The sequence below is a fragment of the Yokenella regensburgei genome, assembly GCF_003634235.1.
In the GTDB taxonomy this organism is placed as follows: domain Bacteria; phylum Pseudomonadota; class Gammaproteobacteria; order Enterobacterales; family Enterobacteriaceae; genus Yokenella; species Yokenella regensburgei.
Window position 1 is genome coordinate 18938 of record NZ_RBIZ01000003.1, and the last position, 17016, is coordinate 35953.

Annotated in this window: 15 protein-coding genes; 12 read left to right on the forward strand and 3 right to left on the reverse strand. The window is 56.7% G+C overall.

The features are described 5' to 3' along the window. Positions 1-15 precede the first annotated feature (15 nt). The 6 genes from lepB (at position 16) to acpS (ending at position 4687) form a co-directional block, all read left to right on the forward strand. Positions 16-990, forward strand: coding sequence for a signal peptidase I (lepB, locus tag C7387_RS00150; protein ID WP_006821216.1), 975 nt, complete (start codon positions 16-18; stop codon positions 988-990). 228 nt (positions 991-1218) lie between these two features. Then, the gene (rnc, locus tag C7387_RS00155) at positions 1219-1899 is read left to right on the forward strand and encodes a ribonuclease III (protein ID WP_038255011.1); all 681 of its coding nucleotides are present in this window, start codon (positions 1219-1221) and stop codon (positions 1897-1899) included. Next, positions 1896-2807, forward strand: coding sequence for a GTPase Era (gene era, locus C7387_RS00160; protein WP_006821215.1), 912 nt, complete (start codon positions 1896-1898; stop codon positions 2805-2807). Before rnc ends, era begins: the two co-directional genes overlap by 4 nt. Before the next feature lie 10 nt (positions 2808-2817). Further along, entirely contained in the window at positions 2818-3558 is a 741-nt protein-coding gene (recO, locus tag C7387_RS00165) for a DNA repair protein RecO (RefSeq protein WP_006821214.1), read from the forward strand. A gap of 17 nt (positions 3559-3575) precedes the next feature. After that, positions 3576-4307 (forward strand): pyridoxine 5'-phosphate synthase, encoded by a 732-nt coding sequence (gene pdxJ / locus C7387_RS00170; protein WP_038255009.1) that lies wholly within the window; start codon positions 3576-3578, stop codon positions 4305-4307. Beyond that, positions 4307-4687, forward strand: a complete 381-nt coding sequence (gene acpS, locus C7387_RS00175; RefSeq protein ID WP_006821212.1) for a holo-ACP synthase — start codon at positions 4307-4309, stop codon at positions 4685-4687. Before pdxJ ends, acpS begins: the two co-directional genes overlap by 1 nt. On the opposite strand, the gene C7387_RS00180 is transcribed toward acpS, so the two are convergent. Both C7387_RS00180 and C7387_RS00185 read right to left on the reverse strand, forming a co-directional pair. Further along, the gene (locus tag C7387_RS00180; protein ID WP_006821211.1) at positions 4684-4944 is read right to left on the reverse strand and encodes a YfhL family 4Fe-4S dicluster ferredoxin; all 261 of its coding nucleotides are present in this window, start codon (positions 4942-4944) and stop codon (positions 4684-4686) included. The genes acpS and C7387_RS00180 overlap by 4 nt on opposite strands. Positions 4945-5000: 56 nt before the next feature. After that, positions 5001-5849 carry a MurR/RpiR family transcriptional regulator gene (locus C7387_RS00185; protein WP_006821210.1) on the reverse strand — a complete coding sequence of 283 codons (849 nt, stop codon included), beginning with the start codon at positions 5847-5849 and terminating at the stop codon, positions 5001-5003. 161 nt (positions 5850-6010) lie between these two features. Here C7387_RS00185 and yfhb point away from each other — a divergent pair, with 161 nt between their 5' ends. Together yfhb and tadA are read left to right on the forward strand one after the other, a co-directional pair. Continuing rightward, the gene (yfhb, locus tag C7387_RS00190; RefSeq protein WP_420855479.1) at positions 6011-6634 is read left to right on the forward strand and encodes a phosphatidylglycerophosphatase C; all 624 of its coding nucleotides are present in this window, start codon (positions 6011-6013) and stop codon (positions 6632-6634) included. 84 nt (positions 6635-6718) lie between these two features. Further along, entirely contained in the window at positions 6719-7231 is a 513-nt protein-coding gene (gene tadA, locus C7387_RS00195; RefSeq protein WP_038254982.1) for a tRNA adenosine(34) deaminase TadA, read from the forward strand. On the opposite strand, the gene mltF is transcribed toward tadA, so the two are convergent. Beyond that, the gene (mltF, locus tag C7387_RS00200) at positions 7225-8775 is read right to left on the reverse strand and encodes a membrane-bound lytic murein transglycosylase MltF (RefSeq protein ID WP_006821207.1); all 1551 of its coding nucleotides are present in this window, start codon (positions 8773-8775) and stop codon (positions 7225-7227) included. The two genes, tadA and mltF, sit on opposite strands and share 7 nt — an antisense overlap. Positions 8776-9031: 256 nt before the next feature. Here mltF and purL point away from each other — a divergent pair, with 256 nt between their 5' ends. The 4 genes from purL to glrR all read left to right on the forward strand — a co-directional run bounded on the left by purL (position 9032) and on the right by glrR (position 16985). After that, the gene (purL, locus tag C7387_RS00205; protein ID WP_120815807.1) at positions 9032-12919 is read left to right on the forward strand and encodes a phosphoribosylformylglycinamidine synthase; all 3888 of its coding nucleotides are present in this window, start codon (positions 9032-9034) and stop codon (positions 12917-12919) included. Between the two features lie 546 nt (positions 12920-13465). Next, positions 13466-14890 (forward strand): two component system sensor histidine kinase QseE/GlrK, encoded by a 1425-nt coding sequence (qseE, locus tag C7387_RS00210; protein WP_038254979.1) that lies wholly within the window; start codon positions 13466-13468, stop codon positions 14888-14890. 29 nt (positions 14891-14919) lie between these two features. Next, positions 14920-15651 (forward strand): two-component system QseEF-associated lipoprotein QseG, encoded by a 732-nt coding sequence (gene qseG, locus C7387_RS00215; RefSeq protein WP_170155400.1) that lies wholly within the window; start codon positions 14920-14922, stop codon positions 15649-15651. Next, positions 15651-16985, forward strand: a complete 1335-nt coding sequence (gene glrR, locus C7387_RS00220; protein ID WP_006821202.1) for a two-component system response regulator GlrR — start codon at positions 15651-15653, stop codon at positions 16983-16985. The genes qseG and glrR overlap by 1 nt, the downstream gene beginning before the upstream one ends. Positions 16986-17016 lie beyond the last annotated feature (31 nt).

The following is a 17016-nucleotide window of genomic DNA, read 5'->3' on the forward strand; positions in this document are numbered from 1 at the left end:
CAATAAGGAGTTGGCATGGCGAACATGTTTGCCGTAATCCTGGTGATCGCAACCCTGGTGACGGGGTTGTTATGGTGCCTGGATAAGTTCATTTTCGCACCGAAACGCCGCGAACGTCAGGCCGCGGCGCAGGCGGCAACCGGCGATCAGCTGGACAAGAAAACCCTGAAGAAAGTGAGCCCGAAACCGGGCTGGCTGGAAACCGGTGCTTCGGTGTTCCCGGTGCTGGCGATCGTACTGGTGGTGCGCTCATTTATCTATGAGCCTTTCCAGATCCCGTCAGGTTCGATGATGCCAACCCTGCTGATTGGTGATTTCATTCTGGTTGAGAAGTTTGCTTACGGCGTTAAAGATCCTATCTACCAGAAGACGCTCATCGAAACCGGTCATCCGAAGCGCGGCGATATCGTGGTATTCAAATATCCGGAAGATCCGCGTCTCGACTATATCAAGCGTGCAGTCGGTTTGCCGGGCGATAAAGTGAGCTACGATCCGGTGGCGAAGGAAGTGACTATCCAGCCAGGCTGCCTTTCAGGCCAGGCCTGTGGCAACGCGCTGCCGGTGACGTATTCCAACGTGGAGCCGAGCGATTTTGTACAGACCTTCGCTCGTCGTAACGGCGGAGAAGCAACCAGTGGATTCTGGCAGTTGCCAAAAGGCGAGAGCAAAGAGAACGGTATCCGTCTGAACCAGCGTAAAGAGACGCTGGGTGAGGTGACTCACAACATTCTGACGGTGCCAATCGCGCAGGACCAGCTGGGGATGTACTACCAGCAGCCAGGACAGCCTCTGGCAACCTGGATTGTTCCGCCGGGACACTACTTCATGATGGGTGATAACCGCGATAACAGCGCCGACAGCCGTTACTGGGGCTTCGTCCCGGAAGCTAATCTGGTGGGTAAAGCGGTTGGTATCTGGATGAGTTTCGACAAGCAAGAGGGTGAATGGCCGACTGGCGTTCGTCTGAATCGCATTGGCGGTATCCATTAATCCATCGCTTAACGTTCACGTTGCCGTCAAAAAGGCGGCAACGTGAATTATTTAAGATATATATCCCTCCGAACTAACGACATCCCCCACGGTTACGTATAGAATATTCCCCCGAAACTTTAGGTTGTCTCCCCTTCGGGAGCCACGGCACACGAAACCGCGTTGGTTCTTTATTTTCAGGTCGGTTTCGTGTGCTGCATTTTTGACGCATTCATTTATTGGTATCGCATGAACCCCATCGTAATTAATCGGCTTCAACGGAAGCTGGGCTACACTTTTCATCATCAGGAGTTATTGCAACAGGCATTAACCCATCGCAGTGCCAGCAGTAAACATAACGAGCGCCTGGAATTTCTCGGTGACTCCATTTTAAGTTATGTCATTGCTAACGCGCTGTACCACCGCTTCCCGCGCGTCGACGAAGGCGATATGAGCCGGATGCGCGCAACGCTGGTTCGCGGCAACACGCTGGCAGAAATTGCCCGCGAGTTTGAACTGGGCGAGTGCCTGCGCTTAGGGCCTGGCGAACTGAAGAGCGGCGGCTTCCGTCGTGAATCGATTCTGGCGGATACCGTAGAAGCCTTAATTGGTGGCGTGTTCCTTGACAGCGATATTCAGACCGTCGAGCAACTGATCCTCTCCTGGTACCAGACCCGTCTGGACGAAATTAGCCCGGGCGATAAACAAAAAGATCCGAAAACCCGTTTGCAGGAATATTTGCAGGGTCGCCATCTTCCGCTGCCGTCGTATCTGGTGGTGCAGGTTCGTGGCGAAGCACACGATCAGGAATTTACTATCCACTGCCAGGTCAGTGGCCTGAGTGAACCCGTCGTAGGTACCGGTTCCAGCCGTCGCAAGGCGGAGCAGGCTGCCGCCGAACAGGCGCTGAAAAAACTGGAGCTGGAATGAGCGACGAAAACGAAAACACATATTGCGGATTTATTGCCATCGTAGGTCGCCCTAACGTTGGTAAATCCACCTTACTGAACAAACTGCTTGGGCAGAAGATTTCCATTACTTCCCGTAAAGCGCAGACCACGCGTCACCGCATCGTGGGGATCCACACGGAAGGGGCTTATCAGGCCATCTACGTTGATACCCCGGGTCTGCACATGGAAGAGAAGCGTGCTATCAACCGCCTGATGAACAAAGCGGCCAGCAGCTCTATCGGCGACGTTGAGTTGATTATCTTCGTAGTGGAAGGTACCCGCTGGACACCAGACGACGAAATGGTGCTGAACAAGCTGCGTGAAGGCAAAGCGCCGGTTATCCTCGCGGTGAACAAAGTGGATAACGTGCAGGAAAAAGCGGACCTGTTGCCGCACCTGCAGTTCCTCGGCAGCCAGATGAACTTCCTCGATATCGTACCGATTTCAGCAGAAAGCGGACTGAACGTGGATACCATCGCCAACATCGTGCGTAAGCATCTGCCGCAGGCGATTCACCACTTCCCGGAAGACTACATCACCGATCGTTCTCAGCGCTTCATGGCCTCTGAGATTATCCGTGAGAAGCTGATGCGCTTCCTCGGTGCTGAACTGCCGTATTCTGTTACCGTTGAAATTGAACGTTTCCAGACCAACGAACGCGGTGGCTATGACATCAACGGCCTGATCCTCGTTGAGCGCGAAGGGCAGAAGAAGATGGTTATTGGTAACAAAGGTACCAAGATAAAGACCATCGGTATTGAAGCCCGTAAGGATATGCAGGAGATGTTCGAAGCGCCGGTTCACCTCGAACTGTGGGTGAAAGTGAAATCTGGCTGGGCCGACGACGAACGCGCGCTGCGCAGTCTCGGTTACGTAGACGACCTCTAAGTAAACCCCGATGGAAGGCTGGCAGCGCGCTTTTGTCCTGCATAGTCGTCCCTGGAGCGAAACCAGCCTGATGCTGGACGTCTTCACGGAAGAGTCGGGTCGCGTGCGCCTTGTTGCAAAAGGCGCACGTTCAAAACGTTCAAATCTGAAGGGCGCCTTACAGCCCTTCACGCCGTTACTCGTTCGCTTTGGCGGGCGCGGTGAAGTCAAAACCCTGCGCAGTGCCGAAGCCGTTTCTCTGGCACTACCGCTGACCGGCATTGCCCTCTACAGCGGCTTATACGTCAACGAACTCATTTCTCGCGTGCTCGAACAAGAGACGCGCTTCTCTGAACTCTTCTTCGATTACCTGTACTGTATCCAGGCCCTGGCGGGTGTCAGCGGTTCGCCGGAGCCGGCGCTGCGTCGCTTTGAGCTGGCGCTGCTTGGGCACCTTGGCTACGGCGTTGATTTTCTGCACTGTGCGGGCAGCGGTGAGCCGGTGGAAGACACCATGACCTACCGCTATCGTGAAGAAAAAGGCTTTATTGCCAGTGTGGTCATTGATAACAGCACGTTTACCGGGCACCATTTAAAGGCACTCGCCAGCCGCGAGTTTCCGGATACCGACACCCTGCGCGCGGCGAAACGCTTTACGCGCATGGCGCTAAAACCCTGGCTTGGCGGCAAACCGCTGAAAAGCCGGGAGCTGTTTCGGCAGTTCACTCCAGCGCTGCGGGTGAAGGAACAGGATGCACCAAAACCAAAATGAAAAATTCGAGGATTGTCATGGCTGAATTACTGTTAGGCGTCAACATCGATCATATTGCCACCCTGCGCAACGCGCGCGGCACTGCGTATCCAGACCCGGTGCAGGCTGCATTTATTGCCGAGCAGGCAGGTGCAGACGGTATCACCGTGCACCTGCGTGAAGACCGTCGTCACATCACCGATCGCGACGTCCGCATTCTGCGCCAGACCCTCGACACGCGTATGAACCTGGAGATGGCGGTCACGGAAGAGATGCTGGCGATCGCCTGCGAAACCAAACCGCATTTCTGCTGCCTGGTTCCGGAGAAGCGTCAGGAAGTGACCACGGAAGGCGGCCTCGACGTTGCCGGTCAGCTCGATAAAATGCGTGATGCCTGCAAGCGCCTGGCCGACGCCGGGATCCTTGTGTCACTGTTTATCGATGCCGATGAGGCACAGATTAAAGCCGCTGCGGACGTTGGCGCACCGTACATTGAAATTCACACCGGCTGCTACGCCGATGCCAAAACCGACGCCGAACAGGCGCAGGAGCTGGCTCGCATCGCTCGTGCCGCTCGCTATGCCGCAAGCCTGGGCCTGAAGGTTAACGCCGGACATGGCCTGACCTACCACAACGTGAAAGCCGTAGCGGCGCTGCCGGAAATGCACGAACTGAATATCGGTCACGCCATCATTGGTCGCGCGGTGATGAGCGGCCTGAAAGACGCTGTGGCTGAAATGAAGCGCCTGATGCTGGAAGCCCGTCAATAATGGCGATTCTGGGCCTCGGCACCGACATCGTTGAAATTGCCCGTATTGAAGCGGTGATCGCCCGAAGTGGCGATCGCCTCGCCAGACGCGTACTGAACGACAATGAGTGGCAAATCTGGGAAACGCATCAGCAGCCGGTGCGTTTTCTGGCAAAGCGCTTTGCGGTGAAAGAGGCGGCGGCGAAAGCCTTCGGTACCGGCATTCGCAACGGGCTGGCGTTCAATCAGTTTGAAGTTTACAACGACGAGTTGGGTAAACCGAAGCTGCGTCTGTGGGGAGAGGCAAAGCTGCTGGCAGAACGTTTAGGTGTCGCCAGCCTGCATGTTACCCTGGCGGATGAACGTCACTACGCCTGTGCGACGGTGATTATCGAAAATTAGATTTTATCGGCGTGGTGCAGCACGACAAACTTGTCCCATAGCTGCTCTTCGCTTTCAACGTGTGCCGGATCTTTCAGAATGGTATTGGGGATCGGGCACACTTTCTGGCAGGTGGGTGTTTCGTAATGCCCAATGCACTCCGTGCAGCGATCGCTGTTAATCTCATAAATGCTCTCGCCCATCGAAATTGCCTCATTCGGGCATTCGGGCTCGCACATATCGCAATTGATGCATTTTTTGGTGATTAACAGCGCCATCAGGAATTTCTCAGAAACAACACAAACAGGGCGGGCATTATACGCCCATTCTCTGTTCAGACCAGTTTTTTCACCAGTGCTTCGCTATGGCGAATGCGTCCCGGCGCATGTTCAAGATCCTGCTGAACCAGCGCCATAAACAGCAGATCGGTCAGCATCATCTGGGCGCTGGTGGAGGAGATAGCGGCGCTGCGCGTCGCCTGCTCTTCGGCAATGGTGTACAGACAGTGGCTGGCGCGTTGCTGCAGGGCGTTAGGAGAAAAGCCGGTGATCGCCAGAATCTTTCCACCTACCTGTAGCGCTTCATCGGCGGCAAGGTTGATCTCGCGACGTTCGCCGGAGTAGGAAATAGCCACCAGCAGAGAGTCAGGATCCATTGCCTGAACCACCGCCAACAGGGCGTGCATATCCTGCTCTGCCACCGCGTTGAGGCCAATTTTCATCAACTTCCAGCTAAAGTTGCGTGCAACAAGACCCGATGCGCCGATGCCGGTCACAATAATACGGCGGGCATTGCGCAGAAGCGCGACGCTTTCCAGCAGCTTATCTTCGGTATTCACGTCGAGTGAGGCATGCATTGCCGCCACGTTATCGTTGATGAGCTTTTCACCCACCAGGCGCAGCGGATCGTCGCCGCGAATCTGGTTATGCACCGGCACCGAGTGCGGATTCGGGTTGCTGGCAAGCGCTTCGCTCAGTGCCAGCTTCAGCGCCGGAAAGCCTTTAAAGCCTAATTTTTGGGCGAACTTGACGACGCTGGACTGGCTGACGCCAGCCTCGGCGGCCAGCTGCTGAGAGCTGAGGTGACGCGCGTGGTCAGGCTGGGTGAGGATAAAATTCGCCAGCTTTTTATCGCTCTGCGCCAGGCTCGGATAGCGCTGCCGGATGCGGATTAAACAATTCATTGACGCTCCACAGATCGTGCCTGTCAGAATTTTTTATTCGATTATAAGGGATAAACAAGAATAATGACATTGTGTTACGTTTGCGCAAATGTGAGGTTAACTATGCCAGGATGTGTTTCAATCCTGGCAAACTGATTTAGCAATGGAGTTTGAGCCGTCCTATGCGTCGCGTTGTGTTTTTCGATCTTGATGGAACCCTGCATCAGCAGGATATGTTCGGCAGCTTTATGCGCTATCTGCTTCGTCGGCAGCCTCTTAACCTGTTGCTGGTGATCCCGCTTTTGCCGGTCATTCTGCTGGGGCTTTTATGCCAGGGTCGCGCTGCGCGCTGGCCAATGAGTCTGCTGCTGTGGGCCAGCACCTTCGGCCATAGCGAGGCGAGCCTGAAGAAGAAAGAAGCGCAGTTCGTTCACTGGTTCCGCCAGCACGTCGTCGCCTTCCCGCAGGTGCATGCCCGGCTGACCAATTATCTGACCGAGTCCGATGCCGACGTCTGGTTAATTACCGGTTCGCCGCAGCCGTTGGTGGAGCAGGTCTATTTTGATACCCCATGGCTGCCGCGCGTGAATCTCATCGCCAGCCAGATTGAGCGCAAATGCGGTGGCTGGGTGCTGACTATGCGTTGCCTTGGCCACGAGAAGGTCGCACAGCTGGAGCGTAAAATCGGCGCTCCGCTGCAGCTTTACAGCGGCTACAGCGACAGCAATCAGGATAATCCGCTACTCTTTTTCTGTCAGCACCGCTGGCGGATCACGCCTCGTGGTGAGCTGCAACAGCTGGAATAACATCACCCGTGATACTTCAAGCCGAATTATTCAGGGAAGATTGTGTATAATGCGCCCCGCCAAAATTTCTGGAGTGCCTGAGACGTGTCCGACAATGAACTGAACCATGAATACTGGATGCGCCACGCGCTGGGGCTGGCAAAGCGAGCCTGGGAAGAGGGTGAAGTTCCGGTAGGCGCGGTGCTGGTGCACAACAATCAGGTGATTGGCGAAGGCTGGAACCGCCCGATCGGTCGTCACGACCCGACGGCCCATGCCGAAATCATGGCGCTGCGCCAGGGCGGTTTAGTGCTGCAAAACTACCGTCTCACCGATACCACCCTGTATGTGACTCTTGAGCCATGCGTAATGTGTGCCGGGGCGATGGTACACAGCCGCATCGGCACCCTGGTATTCGGCGCCCGAGATGCTAAAACCGGCGCGGCCGGTTCGCTGATGGATGTCCTGCATCACCCGGGAATGAATCATCGGGTAGAGATTGTTGAAGGTATTCTGAGTGAAAGCTGTGCGGCAATGCTGAGTGATTTCTTCCGCCAGCGTCGGGCGGAGAAAAAAGCGCTGAAGAAGGCGGCAGATCCCGCCGCGGGGGATCAGTGACGCGGCACGTCCACGATCATATTGGGCACTTTCACCTGGATCTGCCCCGAATGTTCGTCCGGGAATAGCGACAGGAAAGGCAGCACCCCGGCGCTTCTCTGATTCAGCTCCTCTACCGATACCGCAGGATAATCTTGCGCAATCCGCATGGCCTGCTCCGCTTTCTTCTCTTTCTCGATCAGATAGCCGACCAGGCTTATCTGGTATTTACGGATGTTCTCAACGTAAGCGTAAGCCTCGTGTCCACGAGCGTAGCCATAGGTTAACCTGCTGTAGTACGGTTTCAGGCTGAGCAGCGGCAGGCGCTGCTTCACTTCCGCCCAGCTGTCCGGATTCCCTTTTTGTTTCGCCGTCAGCGCCCGGGCATCCAGCATATGTGCGTAACCCATATTGTAGGCCGCCAGCGCAAACCAGATCCGCTCATCCGGCGGTACGGTGTCCGGCACTTTGGTCATCATGTCCTGCAGATAACGCATTCCGCCGCTGATACTTTGCTCGGCGTCGGTACGATCGGTCAGCCCCAGGCTCTGTGCGGTATTTTTGGTCAGCATCATCAGGCCGCGAACCCCGGTTGGAGAGGTTGCTAACGGATCCCAGTGTGATTCCTGATAAGAAATCGCCGCCAGCAGGCGCCAGTCAATCTCCTGCGCGTACTTCTCAAACATCGGTCGCAGGTCGGGGAGGGTACTGTCTACCGCCCGCAGGAAGGTGCGGGTATCGACGTAGTCAAACCCGTCTCCGTGACCGAGGTATTTCTCTTCAAGGCGGGCTAAGGTACCGTCTTCATTAATGTTATTAAAGAAGTCGAGCATGGCGGCCGGAAGCGTATTGTCTTCGCTGCGAAGCGTAAACCAGGTGACCGGCTGTTCGTCGGTGACGTCGAGTGCGACGGCAAGTTCCGGATGCACTCGCTGGTACAGGCTGATGGCAACGGAGTCGGCAATGGTGTAGTCGAGTTTACCTTCTATCACGTCGTCCATTAACGCGACGCTGCCGCGTTTGTCATCCACGGTCCACGACAGGCGCGGGTACTTTTTCTCTTTCAACGCCTGCAAATCATTGATCGCCACGTGGCCGGGGGCAATGGTCAACTGCTGCGCGGTCACGTTCTCAAGCGAGCGCGGGCGGTAGTTCCCCACCTTATAGACCAACTGCTGGGAAACGGAGTAATACGTCGGACCGGCCTGGTAGTTTTTCAGGCGCTCAACATTATACACCAGCCCCGCGGCCAGCATATCGGCCCGGTCGTGGTCGAGATCGTCAAACAACTGGCTGATGTTTTGCCGTACGGTCACTTTCAGCTTCACGCCGAGGTAATCCGCAAACTGTCGGGCCAGCTCGTAATCGAGGCCGGAGTCTTTGTCGTTGATGTTGGTCCAGGTGAGGGGAGAGACGATGGTACTGACGCGCAGCTCCCCCCGCGACTGGATAGCGGCGATACGGTTGTCGGCTTTGCCGAACCAGGGGATAGAAGGCCATAAGGCCGCTGCCAGCAGCAGTGTAACAATGCCGATAAGCAGATAATTAATCTTTAATTTTTTCAATTAGTTAATTCTCTGCGCTGAAGTGTCGTCAGTCAGCAGTTACCATAGTGATGGCCTGGGAGTGAGAGTCATGTGGACGGCATTTTGCTTAACAATAAGACAGTTGGCAACTTATTCCGGGGATTAGTCACACCAATTGTCAAAATGACAGCCTGATTTTATTTCGACGCAAACGGTTACGTAGCCGCCCAGGATCCTCTATAATGGCGCCCGTTTTCCCCTTGCGTACACTGAAACCCAGAAGACGAGAGACTTAATGATGGAAATTCTGCGTGGTTCGCCTGCACTGTCTGCATTTCGTATCAACAAACTGCTGACGCGCTTCCAGGCCGCCAATCTGCCGGTAAGCAATATATATGCTGAATATGTCCATTTTGCCGAGCTTAGCGCTCCGCTCTCCGGTGACGAGTTCTCCCGACTGGAGCGTCTGCTTCAGTATGGCCCGAAGCTTAGCAGCCATACTCCTTCAGGAAAGCTGCTGCTCGTTACCCCTCGCCCTGGCACTATCTCCCCCTGGTCTTCCAAAGCAACTGACATCGCCCACAACTGCGGACTGGAGCAAATTGCTCGTCTGGAGCGCGGTGTTGCCTGGTACATTGAAGCCTCGACGCTCAGCACGGAACAGTGGGATGCGGTGGTCGCAGAACTACACGACCGGATGATGGAGAGCACCTTTACCTCTCTGGAAGCGGCGCAGAGCCTGTTTGCTCATCATCAGCCGGCTCCGGTTGCCAGCGTCGATCTGCTGGGTCAGGGGCGTCAGGCGCTGGTGGATGCCAACGTGCGCCTGGGGCTGGCGCTGGCGGAAGACGAAATTGATTACCTGCAGGACGCCTTCGTTAAGCTGGGCCGCAACCCGAACGATATCGAACTGTATATGTTTGCGCAGGCCAACTCTGAGCACTGTCGCCACAAGATTTTTAACGCCGACTGGATTATCGACGGCGAAGAGCAGCCAAAGTCGCTGTTCAAAATGATTAAGAACACCTTTGAGAAAACCCCGGAGCACGTGCTCTCCGCTTATAAAGATAACGCCGCGGTGATGGAAGGTTCTGATGTGGGCCGATTCTTTGCCGACCACGAAGCCGGGCGCTACGACTTCCATCAGGAGCCGACGCACATTCTGATGAAGGTGGAGACGCATAACCACCCGACGGCTATTTCGCCGTGGCCGGGTGCGGCGACGGGCTCCGGCGGTGAAATCCGCGATGAAGGGGCGACCGGACGCGGTGCCAAGCCAAAAGCGGGCCTGGTGGGCTTCTCGGTGTCTAACCTGCGTATCCCGGGCTTTGAACAGCCGTGGGAAGAAGATTTTGGTAAGCCGGAGAGGATCGTTACCGCACTCGATATCATGACCGAAGGTCCATTGGGCGGCGCGGCGTTCAACAACGAATTCGGTCGTCCGGCGTTGAACGGTTATTTCCGTACCTATGAAGAGAAGGTGACCAGCCATAACGGCGAAGAGCTGCGCGGCTACCACAAACCTATCATGCTGGCGGGCGGTATCGGCAACATTCGCGCTGAGCACGTGAAGAAAGGCGACATCCCGCCGGGCGCGAAGCTAATTGTCCTCGGTGGTCCGGCGATGAACATCGGCCTTGGCGGCGGTGCAGCGTCTTCTATGGCTTCCGGCCAGTCCGACGCCGATCTCGATTTTGCTTCCGTGCAGCGCGACAACCCGGAAATGGAGCGCCGTTGCCAGGAAGTTATCGACCGCTGCTGGCAGATGGGCGACGCCAACCCGATCCTGTTCATTCACGATGTCGGTGCGGGCGGTTTGTCTAACGCGATGCCGGAGCTGGTGAGCGACGGGGGGCGCGGTGGCCGCTTTGAGCTGCGCGACATCCTGAGCGATGAGCCGGGTATGAGCCCGCTGGAAATCTGGTGTAACGAATCCCAGGAACGCTACGTGATGGCGGTCGCAGCCGACCAGCTCCCGCTGTTTGATGCGCTGTGCAAACGCGAACGCGCGCCGTACGCGGTGATCGGTGAAGCGACGGAAGAACTGCACCTGACGCTAAACGACAGCCACTTCGATAACCAGCCTATCGATATGCCGCTTGATGTGCTGCTCGGTAAAACGCCGAAGATGACCCGCGATGTCACCACGCTTGCTGCAAAAGGCGAGCAGATTGACAGAAAAGGCATCACCGTGGCTGACGCGGTTAATCGCGTACTGCATCTCCCGGCGGTGGCCGAGAAGACCTTCCTCGTCACCATCGGCGACCGTACCGTTACCGGCATGGTGGCGCGCGATCAGATGGTCGGGCCGTGGCAGGTACCGGTAGCCAACTGCGCGGTGACTACCGCAAGCCTCGACAGCTACTACGGCGAAGCGATGGCGATGGGCGAACGAGCCCCGGTGGCGCTGCTCGACTTTGCCGCCTCTGCCCGTCTGGCGGTGGGGGAAGCACTGACCAACATTGCGGCGACGCAGATTGGCGATATCAAACGTATTAAGCTCTCTGCCAACTGGATGGCCGCCGCGGGTCACCCGGGCGAAGATGCAGGTCTGTATGAAGCGGTTAAAGCGGTGGGCGAAGAGCTTTGCCCGGCGCTGGGGCTGACCATTCCGGTGGGTAAAGACTCGATGTCGATGAAAACCCGCTGGCAGGAAGGCACTGAAGAGCGCGAGATGACGTCACCATTGTCGCTGGTCATCACCGCATTTGCCCGCGTTGAAGACGTGCGTCGTACCGTTACGCCGCAGCTTGCCACTGAAGACAACGCCTTACTGCTTATCGATCTTGGCAACGGTCGCAACGCGCTGGGCGCAACAGCGCTGGCGCAGGTGTACCGCCAGCTGGGCGATAAGCCTGCCGACGTGCGCGACGTGGCGCAGCTCAAAGGTTTCTTCGATGCCATGCAGGCGCTGGTGGCCGGGCGTAAGCTGCTGGCTTACCACGACCGCTCTGACGGTGGTCTGCTGGTGACGCTTGCCGAGATGGCCTTCACCGGTCACTGCGGCGTTGAGGCCGACATTGCCGCGCTTGGTGAAGATCGTCTGGCGGCGCTGTTCAATGAAGAGCTGGGGGCGGTGATTCAGGTGCGGGCGGCGGATCGCGAAGCGGTAGAAACGCTGCTGGCATCCCATGGCCTGCAGAACAACGTTCATTACCTCGGTAAAGCGGTGGCGGGCGATCGCTTCACCCTTACTGCCAACGGTCAGCCGGTGTTCAGCGAAAGCCGTACCACGCTGCGTATGTGGTGGGCTGAAACCACCTGGCAGATGCAGCGTCTGCGTGATAACCCGGAGTGTGCGGATCAGGAGCACGAAGCCAAACGCCATGACAACGATCCGGGTCTGAACGTTAAGCTCACCTTCGACATCAACGAAGACGTTGCGGCACCGTATATTGCCCGCGGCGCACGTCCGAAAGTCGCGGTTCTGCGTGAGCAGGGCGTGAACTCACACGTTGAAATGGCGGCGGCGTTCCACCGCGCTGGGTTCGATGCCATCGACGTTCACATGAGCGACCTGCTGGCCGGGCGCACCGGTCTTAGTGATTTCCATGCGCTGGTGGCCTGCGGTGGCTTCTCATACGGCGACGTGCTGGGCGCAGGCGAGGGCTGGGCGAAATCTATCCTCTTCAACAGCCAGGTGCGCGACGAGTTTGAAACCTTCTTCCATCGTCCGCAGACGCTGGCGTTAGGTGTGTGTAACGGTTGTCAGATGATGTCTAACCTGCGTGAACTGATCCCGGGCAGTTCGCTGTGGCCGCGCTTCGTGCGTAACCACTCCGACCGCTTTGAAGCACGCTTCAGCCTGGTGGAAGTTACCAACAGCCCGTCTCTGCTGCTGCAGGGGATGGCCGGTTCACAGATGCCGATTGCCGTTTCTCACGGTGAAGGGCGTGTAGAAGTACGCGATGGCGCACATCTCGCCGCGCTCGAAAGCAAAGGGCTGGTGGCGCTGCGCTATGTCGATAACTTCGGTAACGTGACAGAAACCTATCCGGCGAACCCGAACGGTTCCCCGAATGGCATCACCGCGGTCACCAGCGAAACGGGCCGCGTCACCGTGATGATGCCGCACCCGGAACGCGTATTCCGTACCGTGGCAAATTCATGGCACCCGGAAAACTGGGGCGAAGACAGCCCGTGGATGCGTATCTTCCGCAACGCACGTAAACAGCTGGGCTAATAGCCTCCTGGAAGACAAAAGCCTCTGACCTGGTCAGGGGCTTTTGTATTTGTGATGCTTAAGCGAAACCACTGTCGGGAAATTGCGACATCGGCAGAAAATGAGTGTCTCTATTTTGCGACATATAACTTGTTGTTTTTATTTATATTATAATTGTGCGTCTATAAGCGTCGCTAATTGGCGACGCATTGATTAAAAATCAATCTCTTCATTGATTTGCTGAATTTGATATAAAATACATATATATCATGATGTTAATAAATTGTTTTGTAATGTGGCACGTATAGTGCATAATCCTGCGCAGTGGCTCATTCACCTTCTTATGTCAGCCCCTTCGGGACGTGCTACATAAACTTCGAATGACGCACAAAAAGGTGCCTGCCGTCCAACATCTGATATCAGCTACGCTATATCAACCTCCGGGCGAAACGTCGAGTTAGGCACCGCCTTATTTCATGACAAAGCCGGGTTTTTACCCGGCTTTGTTGTATCTGCAGTACATCCTCAGTTAACCTTCCAGCATGCTTCTACGTTGAGACAATCTCATTGAAACGCTGGTCACTTTTCCCCCGTTCGCTGCGTCAGCTGGTTATGCTGTCATTTATCCTGATCCTGCTACCGTTGCTGGTCTTAGCCTGGCAAGCGTGGCAGAGCCTGAACGCCCTGAGCGCGCAGGCGGCGCAGACGAACCGCACCACGCTGATTGATGCGCGACGTAGTGAGGCGATGACTAACGTGGCGCTGGAAATGGAGCGTAGCTACCGGCAGTACTGCGTGCTGGACGACGCGACCCTTGCGAAGGTGTATCAGAGCCAGCGTCGTCGCTATGCCGAGATGCTGGAAGCGCACGCGGGCGTACTGCCTGACGATAAGCTCTATCAGTCCCTGCGTCAGGATCTTGACGCACTGGAACAAATTCAGTGTAAGAACAGCGGCCCCGACGACGCTTCGGCGGCACGGCTGGAGGCCTTCGCCAGCGCTAACACCGACATGGTGCAGGCCACGCGTACGGTCGTGTTCTCGCGTGGGCAACAGCTACAGCGGGAAATCGCCGAGCGCGGACAGTTCTTTGGCTGGCAGGCGCTGGTACTGTTTCTGGTGAGCCTTGCGATGGTGCTGCTGTTTACCCGCATGATCATCGGCCCGGTCAAGGGCATTGAGCGAATGATCAATCGCCTCGGAGAAGGGCGCTCGCTTGGCAACACGGTAAGCTTCAAAGGGCCGCGCGAGCTGCGTTCGGTCGGGCAGCGGATCGTCTGGCTGAGTGAACGCCTTGCCTGGCTTGAGTCGCAGCGGCATCAGTTTTTACGCCACCTGTCGCACGAGCTGAAAACACCGCTTGCCAGTATGCGTGAAGGCACCGAACTGCTGGCCGATCAGGTGGTTGGCCCGCTGACCACCGAGCAAAAAGAGGTGGTCGATATTCTGGATGACAGCAGTCGTAATCTGCAGAAACTCATCGAGCAACTGCTCGACTATAACCGCAAGCTGGCCGATAGCACGGTTGAGCTGGAGTCGGTGGAAATCGCGCCGCTGGTGGAAATGGTCATCTCCGCCCATAGTTTACCGGCGCGGGCTAAAATGATGCATACCGACGTGGCGCTGGATGCACCAGTCTGTCATGCCGAACCGATGCTGCTGATGAGCGTGCTGGATAATCTCTACTCCAATGCGGTGCACTACGGGGCTGAATCCGGTAACATTTACATCCATAGTCGCGCGATAGACGATCGGGTACGTATCGAAGTGGTGAACACCGGAACCCCGATACCCGACGCCGAACGCGCCATGATTTTTGAGCCATTTTATCAGGGAAGTCATCAACGTAAGGGTGCCGTCAAGGGCAGTGGGCTGGGGCTAAGCATCGCCAGAGACTGTGTGAAGCGTATGCACGGTACACTGACGCTGGTGAATGGCGTGACCGGCGATGTCTGTTTTCGCATCGAACTCCCGGTTCGCGGGCCGGAATAAATAATCGAATGAATTACAGTCTGGTGAACATGTCTCAATTCTTAGCGTCTGTTTTTAACGCGGTGCGTTTGCGCCGCTTGTGGTTGCCTGGTGTATCGGGCCTGCTGCTGGCGGGCTGTGTCTCTGGCATAAATCATCATGCGTCAGATGCGCTGGAAGAGAAGCTGCCGCAGCAGCAGCTGGCTGATTTTCTGTCAACGGACTGCGCGGATATCTGGTCGCTGAGTGGTGAAGTGACCGTTAAAAACCCGCTCTACTGGCTGCGCGGCATGGACTGTGCCGACCGGCTGACGCCGGAGCAGTCGCGTACCGAAGCGCGTATGCTCGATAAGAGCAACTGGCAGGAGGCGTTCAAGCGCGGCATCCTGCTGGGCAATGCCAAAATAACCCCGGTTGAGCGCCGCGGACTGGTTACCCAGGTCGACGCGTTGAACGGGCAGATCCCTTCGCAGGTACGCCCGCTGTATCAGCTCTGGCGCGACGGTCAGGCCCTGCAGCTGCAGCTCTCTGACGAACGCTCCCGCTATGCCAAATTGCAGCAGTCGAGCGACGGTGAGCTGGATACGCTGCGCCAGCAGCAACAGCATCTGCGCACCCAGCTTGACCTCACCACCCGCAAGCTTGAAAATCTGACGGATATCGAACGCCAGCTCTCCACCCGCAAACCGGCGGGTAGTTTTAATCCTGATGCCTCCCATACCGGAGATACCACGCCTGCGGCAAAAGATGATGCAGCGCAACCCGATGAGGATAAACCATAATGAGTCGTACACCTGCTCGCCTGCTGCTGGTTGATGACGATCCTGGGCTACTGAAGCTTCTGGGGATGCGCCTCACCAGCGAAGGTTACAGCGTGGTCACGGCCGAAAGCGGCCAGCAGGGATTGCGCGCGCTTGGCCGGGAGAAAATCGACCTGGTTATTAGCGACCTGCGAATGGATGAGATGGACGGCCTGCAGCTGTTCGCCGAGATCCAGAAGGTTCAGCCCGGGATGCCGGTGATTATCCTCACCGCGCATGGTTCAATCCCGGAGGCGGTCAGCGCCACCCAGCAGGGGGTATTCAGCTTCCTGACCAAACCGGTGGATCGCGACGCGCTGTATAAAGCCATCGACGAGGCGCTGGAACAGTCTGCTCCGGCGGCCGATGAGGCGTGGCATGAAGCTATTGTCACTCGTAGCCCGCTGATGCACCGCCTGCTGGAGCAGGCGCGAATGGTGGCACAGTCAGATGTCAGCGTGCTGATTAACGGTCAGAGCGGTACCGGGAAAGAGATCTTCGCCCAGGCTATTCACAACGCCAGCCCGCGCGGCAAAAAACCGTTTATTGCTATCAACTGTGGCGCGCTGCCGGAGCAGCTGCTGGAGTCTGAACTGTTTGGTCACGCCCGCGGGGCGTTTACCGGCGCGGTAAGCAATCGTGAAGGGCTGTTTCAGGCTGCGGAAGGCGGCACGCTGTTCCTCGATGAAATTGGTGACATGCCGATCCCGCTGCAGGTGAAGCTGCTGCGTGTTCTGCAGGAGCGTAAGGTCAGACCGCTTGGCAGCAACCGCGACATCGACATCGACGTGCGGGTTATCTCGGCAACGCACCGCGATCTGCCGAAGGCGATGGCGCGGGGGGAATTTCGTGAAGATCTGTTTTACCGCCTCAACGTGGTGAACCTGAAGATCCCAACCCTTGCACAGAGAACCGAAGATATTCCGCTGCTGGCGAATCATCTGCTGCGCCAGTCTGCAGACAGACACAAACCCTTTGTGCGGGCATTTTCCACCGATGCGATGAAGCGCCTGATGGCCGCAAGCTGGCCGGGTAACGTGCGCCAGTTAGTCAACGTGATTGAGCAGTGCGTAGCGCTGACTTCTTCACCGGTCATCAGCGATGCGCTGGTGGGGCAGGCGCTGGAAGGCGAAAACACCGCGCTGCCCACCTTTGTTGAAGCGCGTAATCAGTTTGAGCTGAACTATCTGCGCAAATTGCTGCAAATCACGAAAGGCAACGTTACCCACGCGGCACGTATGGCAGGTCGCAACCGGACGGAGTTCTACAAACTGCTGTCCCGCCACGAACTCGATGCCAACGATTTTAAAGAATAGCCCCGCAACCTGGCTGCGGTTATGATACCGT

Coding starts and splice junctions, on each gene's coding strand:
- lepB (WP_006821216.1), top strand. CDS start 16: ATGGCGAACATGTTTGCCGTAATCCTGGTGATCGCAACCCTGGTGACG.
- rnc (WP_038255011.1), top strand. CDS start 1,219: ATGAACCCCATCGTAATTAATCGGCTTCAACGGAAGCTGGGCTACACT.
- era (WP_006821215.1), top strand. CDS start 1,896: ATGAGCGACGAAAACGAAAACACATATTGCGGATTTATTGCCATCGTA.
- recO (WP_006821214.1), top strand. CDS start 2,818: ATGGAAGGCTGGCAGCGCGCTTTTGTCCTGCATAGTCGTCCCTGGAGC.
- pdxJ (WP_038255009.1), top strand. CDS start 3,576: ATGGCTGAATTACTGTTAGGCGTCAACATCGATCATATTGCCACCCTG.
- acpS (WP_006821212.1), top strand. CDS start 4,307: ATGGCGATTCTGGGCCTCGGCACCGACATCGTTGAAATTGCCCGTATT.
- C7387_RS00180 (WP_006821211.1), bottom strand. CDS start 4,944: ATGGCGCTGTTAATCACCAAAAAATGCATCAATTGCGATATGTGCGAG.
- C7387_RS00185 (WP_006821210.1), bottom strand. CDS start 5,849: ATGAATTGTTTAATCCGCATCCGGCAGCGCTATCCGAGCCTGGCGCAG.
- yfhb (WP_420855479.1), top strand. CDS start 6,011: ATGCGTCGCGTTGTGTTTTTCGATCTTGATGGAACCCTGCATCAGCAG.
- purL (WP_120815807.1), top strand. CDS start 9,032: ATGATGGAAATTCTGCGTGGTTCGCCTGCACTGTCTGCATTTCGTATC.
- qseG (WP_170155400.1), top strand. CDS start 14,920: ATGTCTCAATTCTTAGCGTCTGTTTTTAACGCGGTGCGTTTGCGCCGC.
- glrR (WP_006821202.1), top strand. CDS start 15,651: ATGAGTCGTACACCTGCTCGCCTGCTGCTGGTTGATGACGATCCTGGG.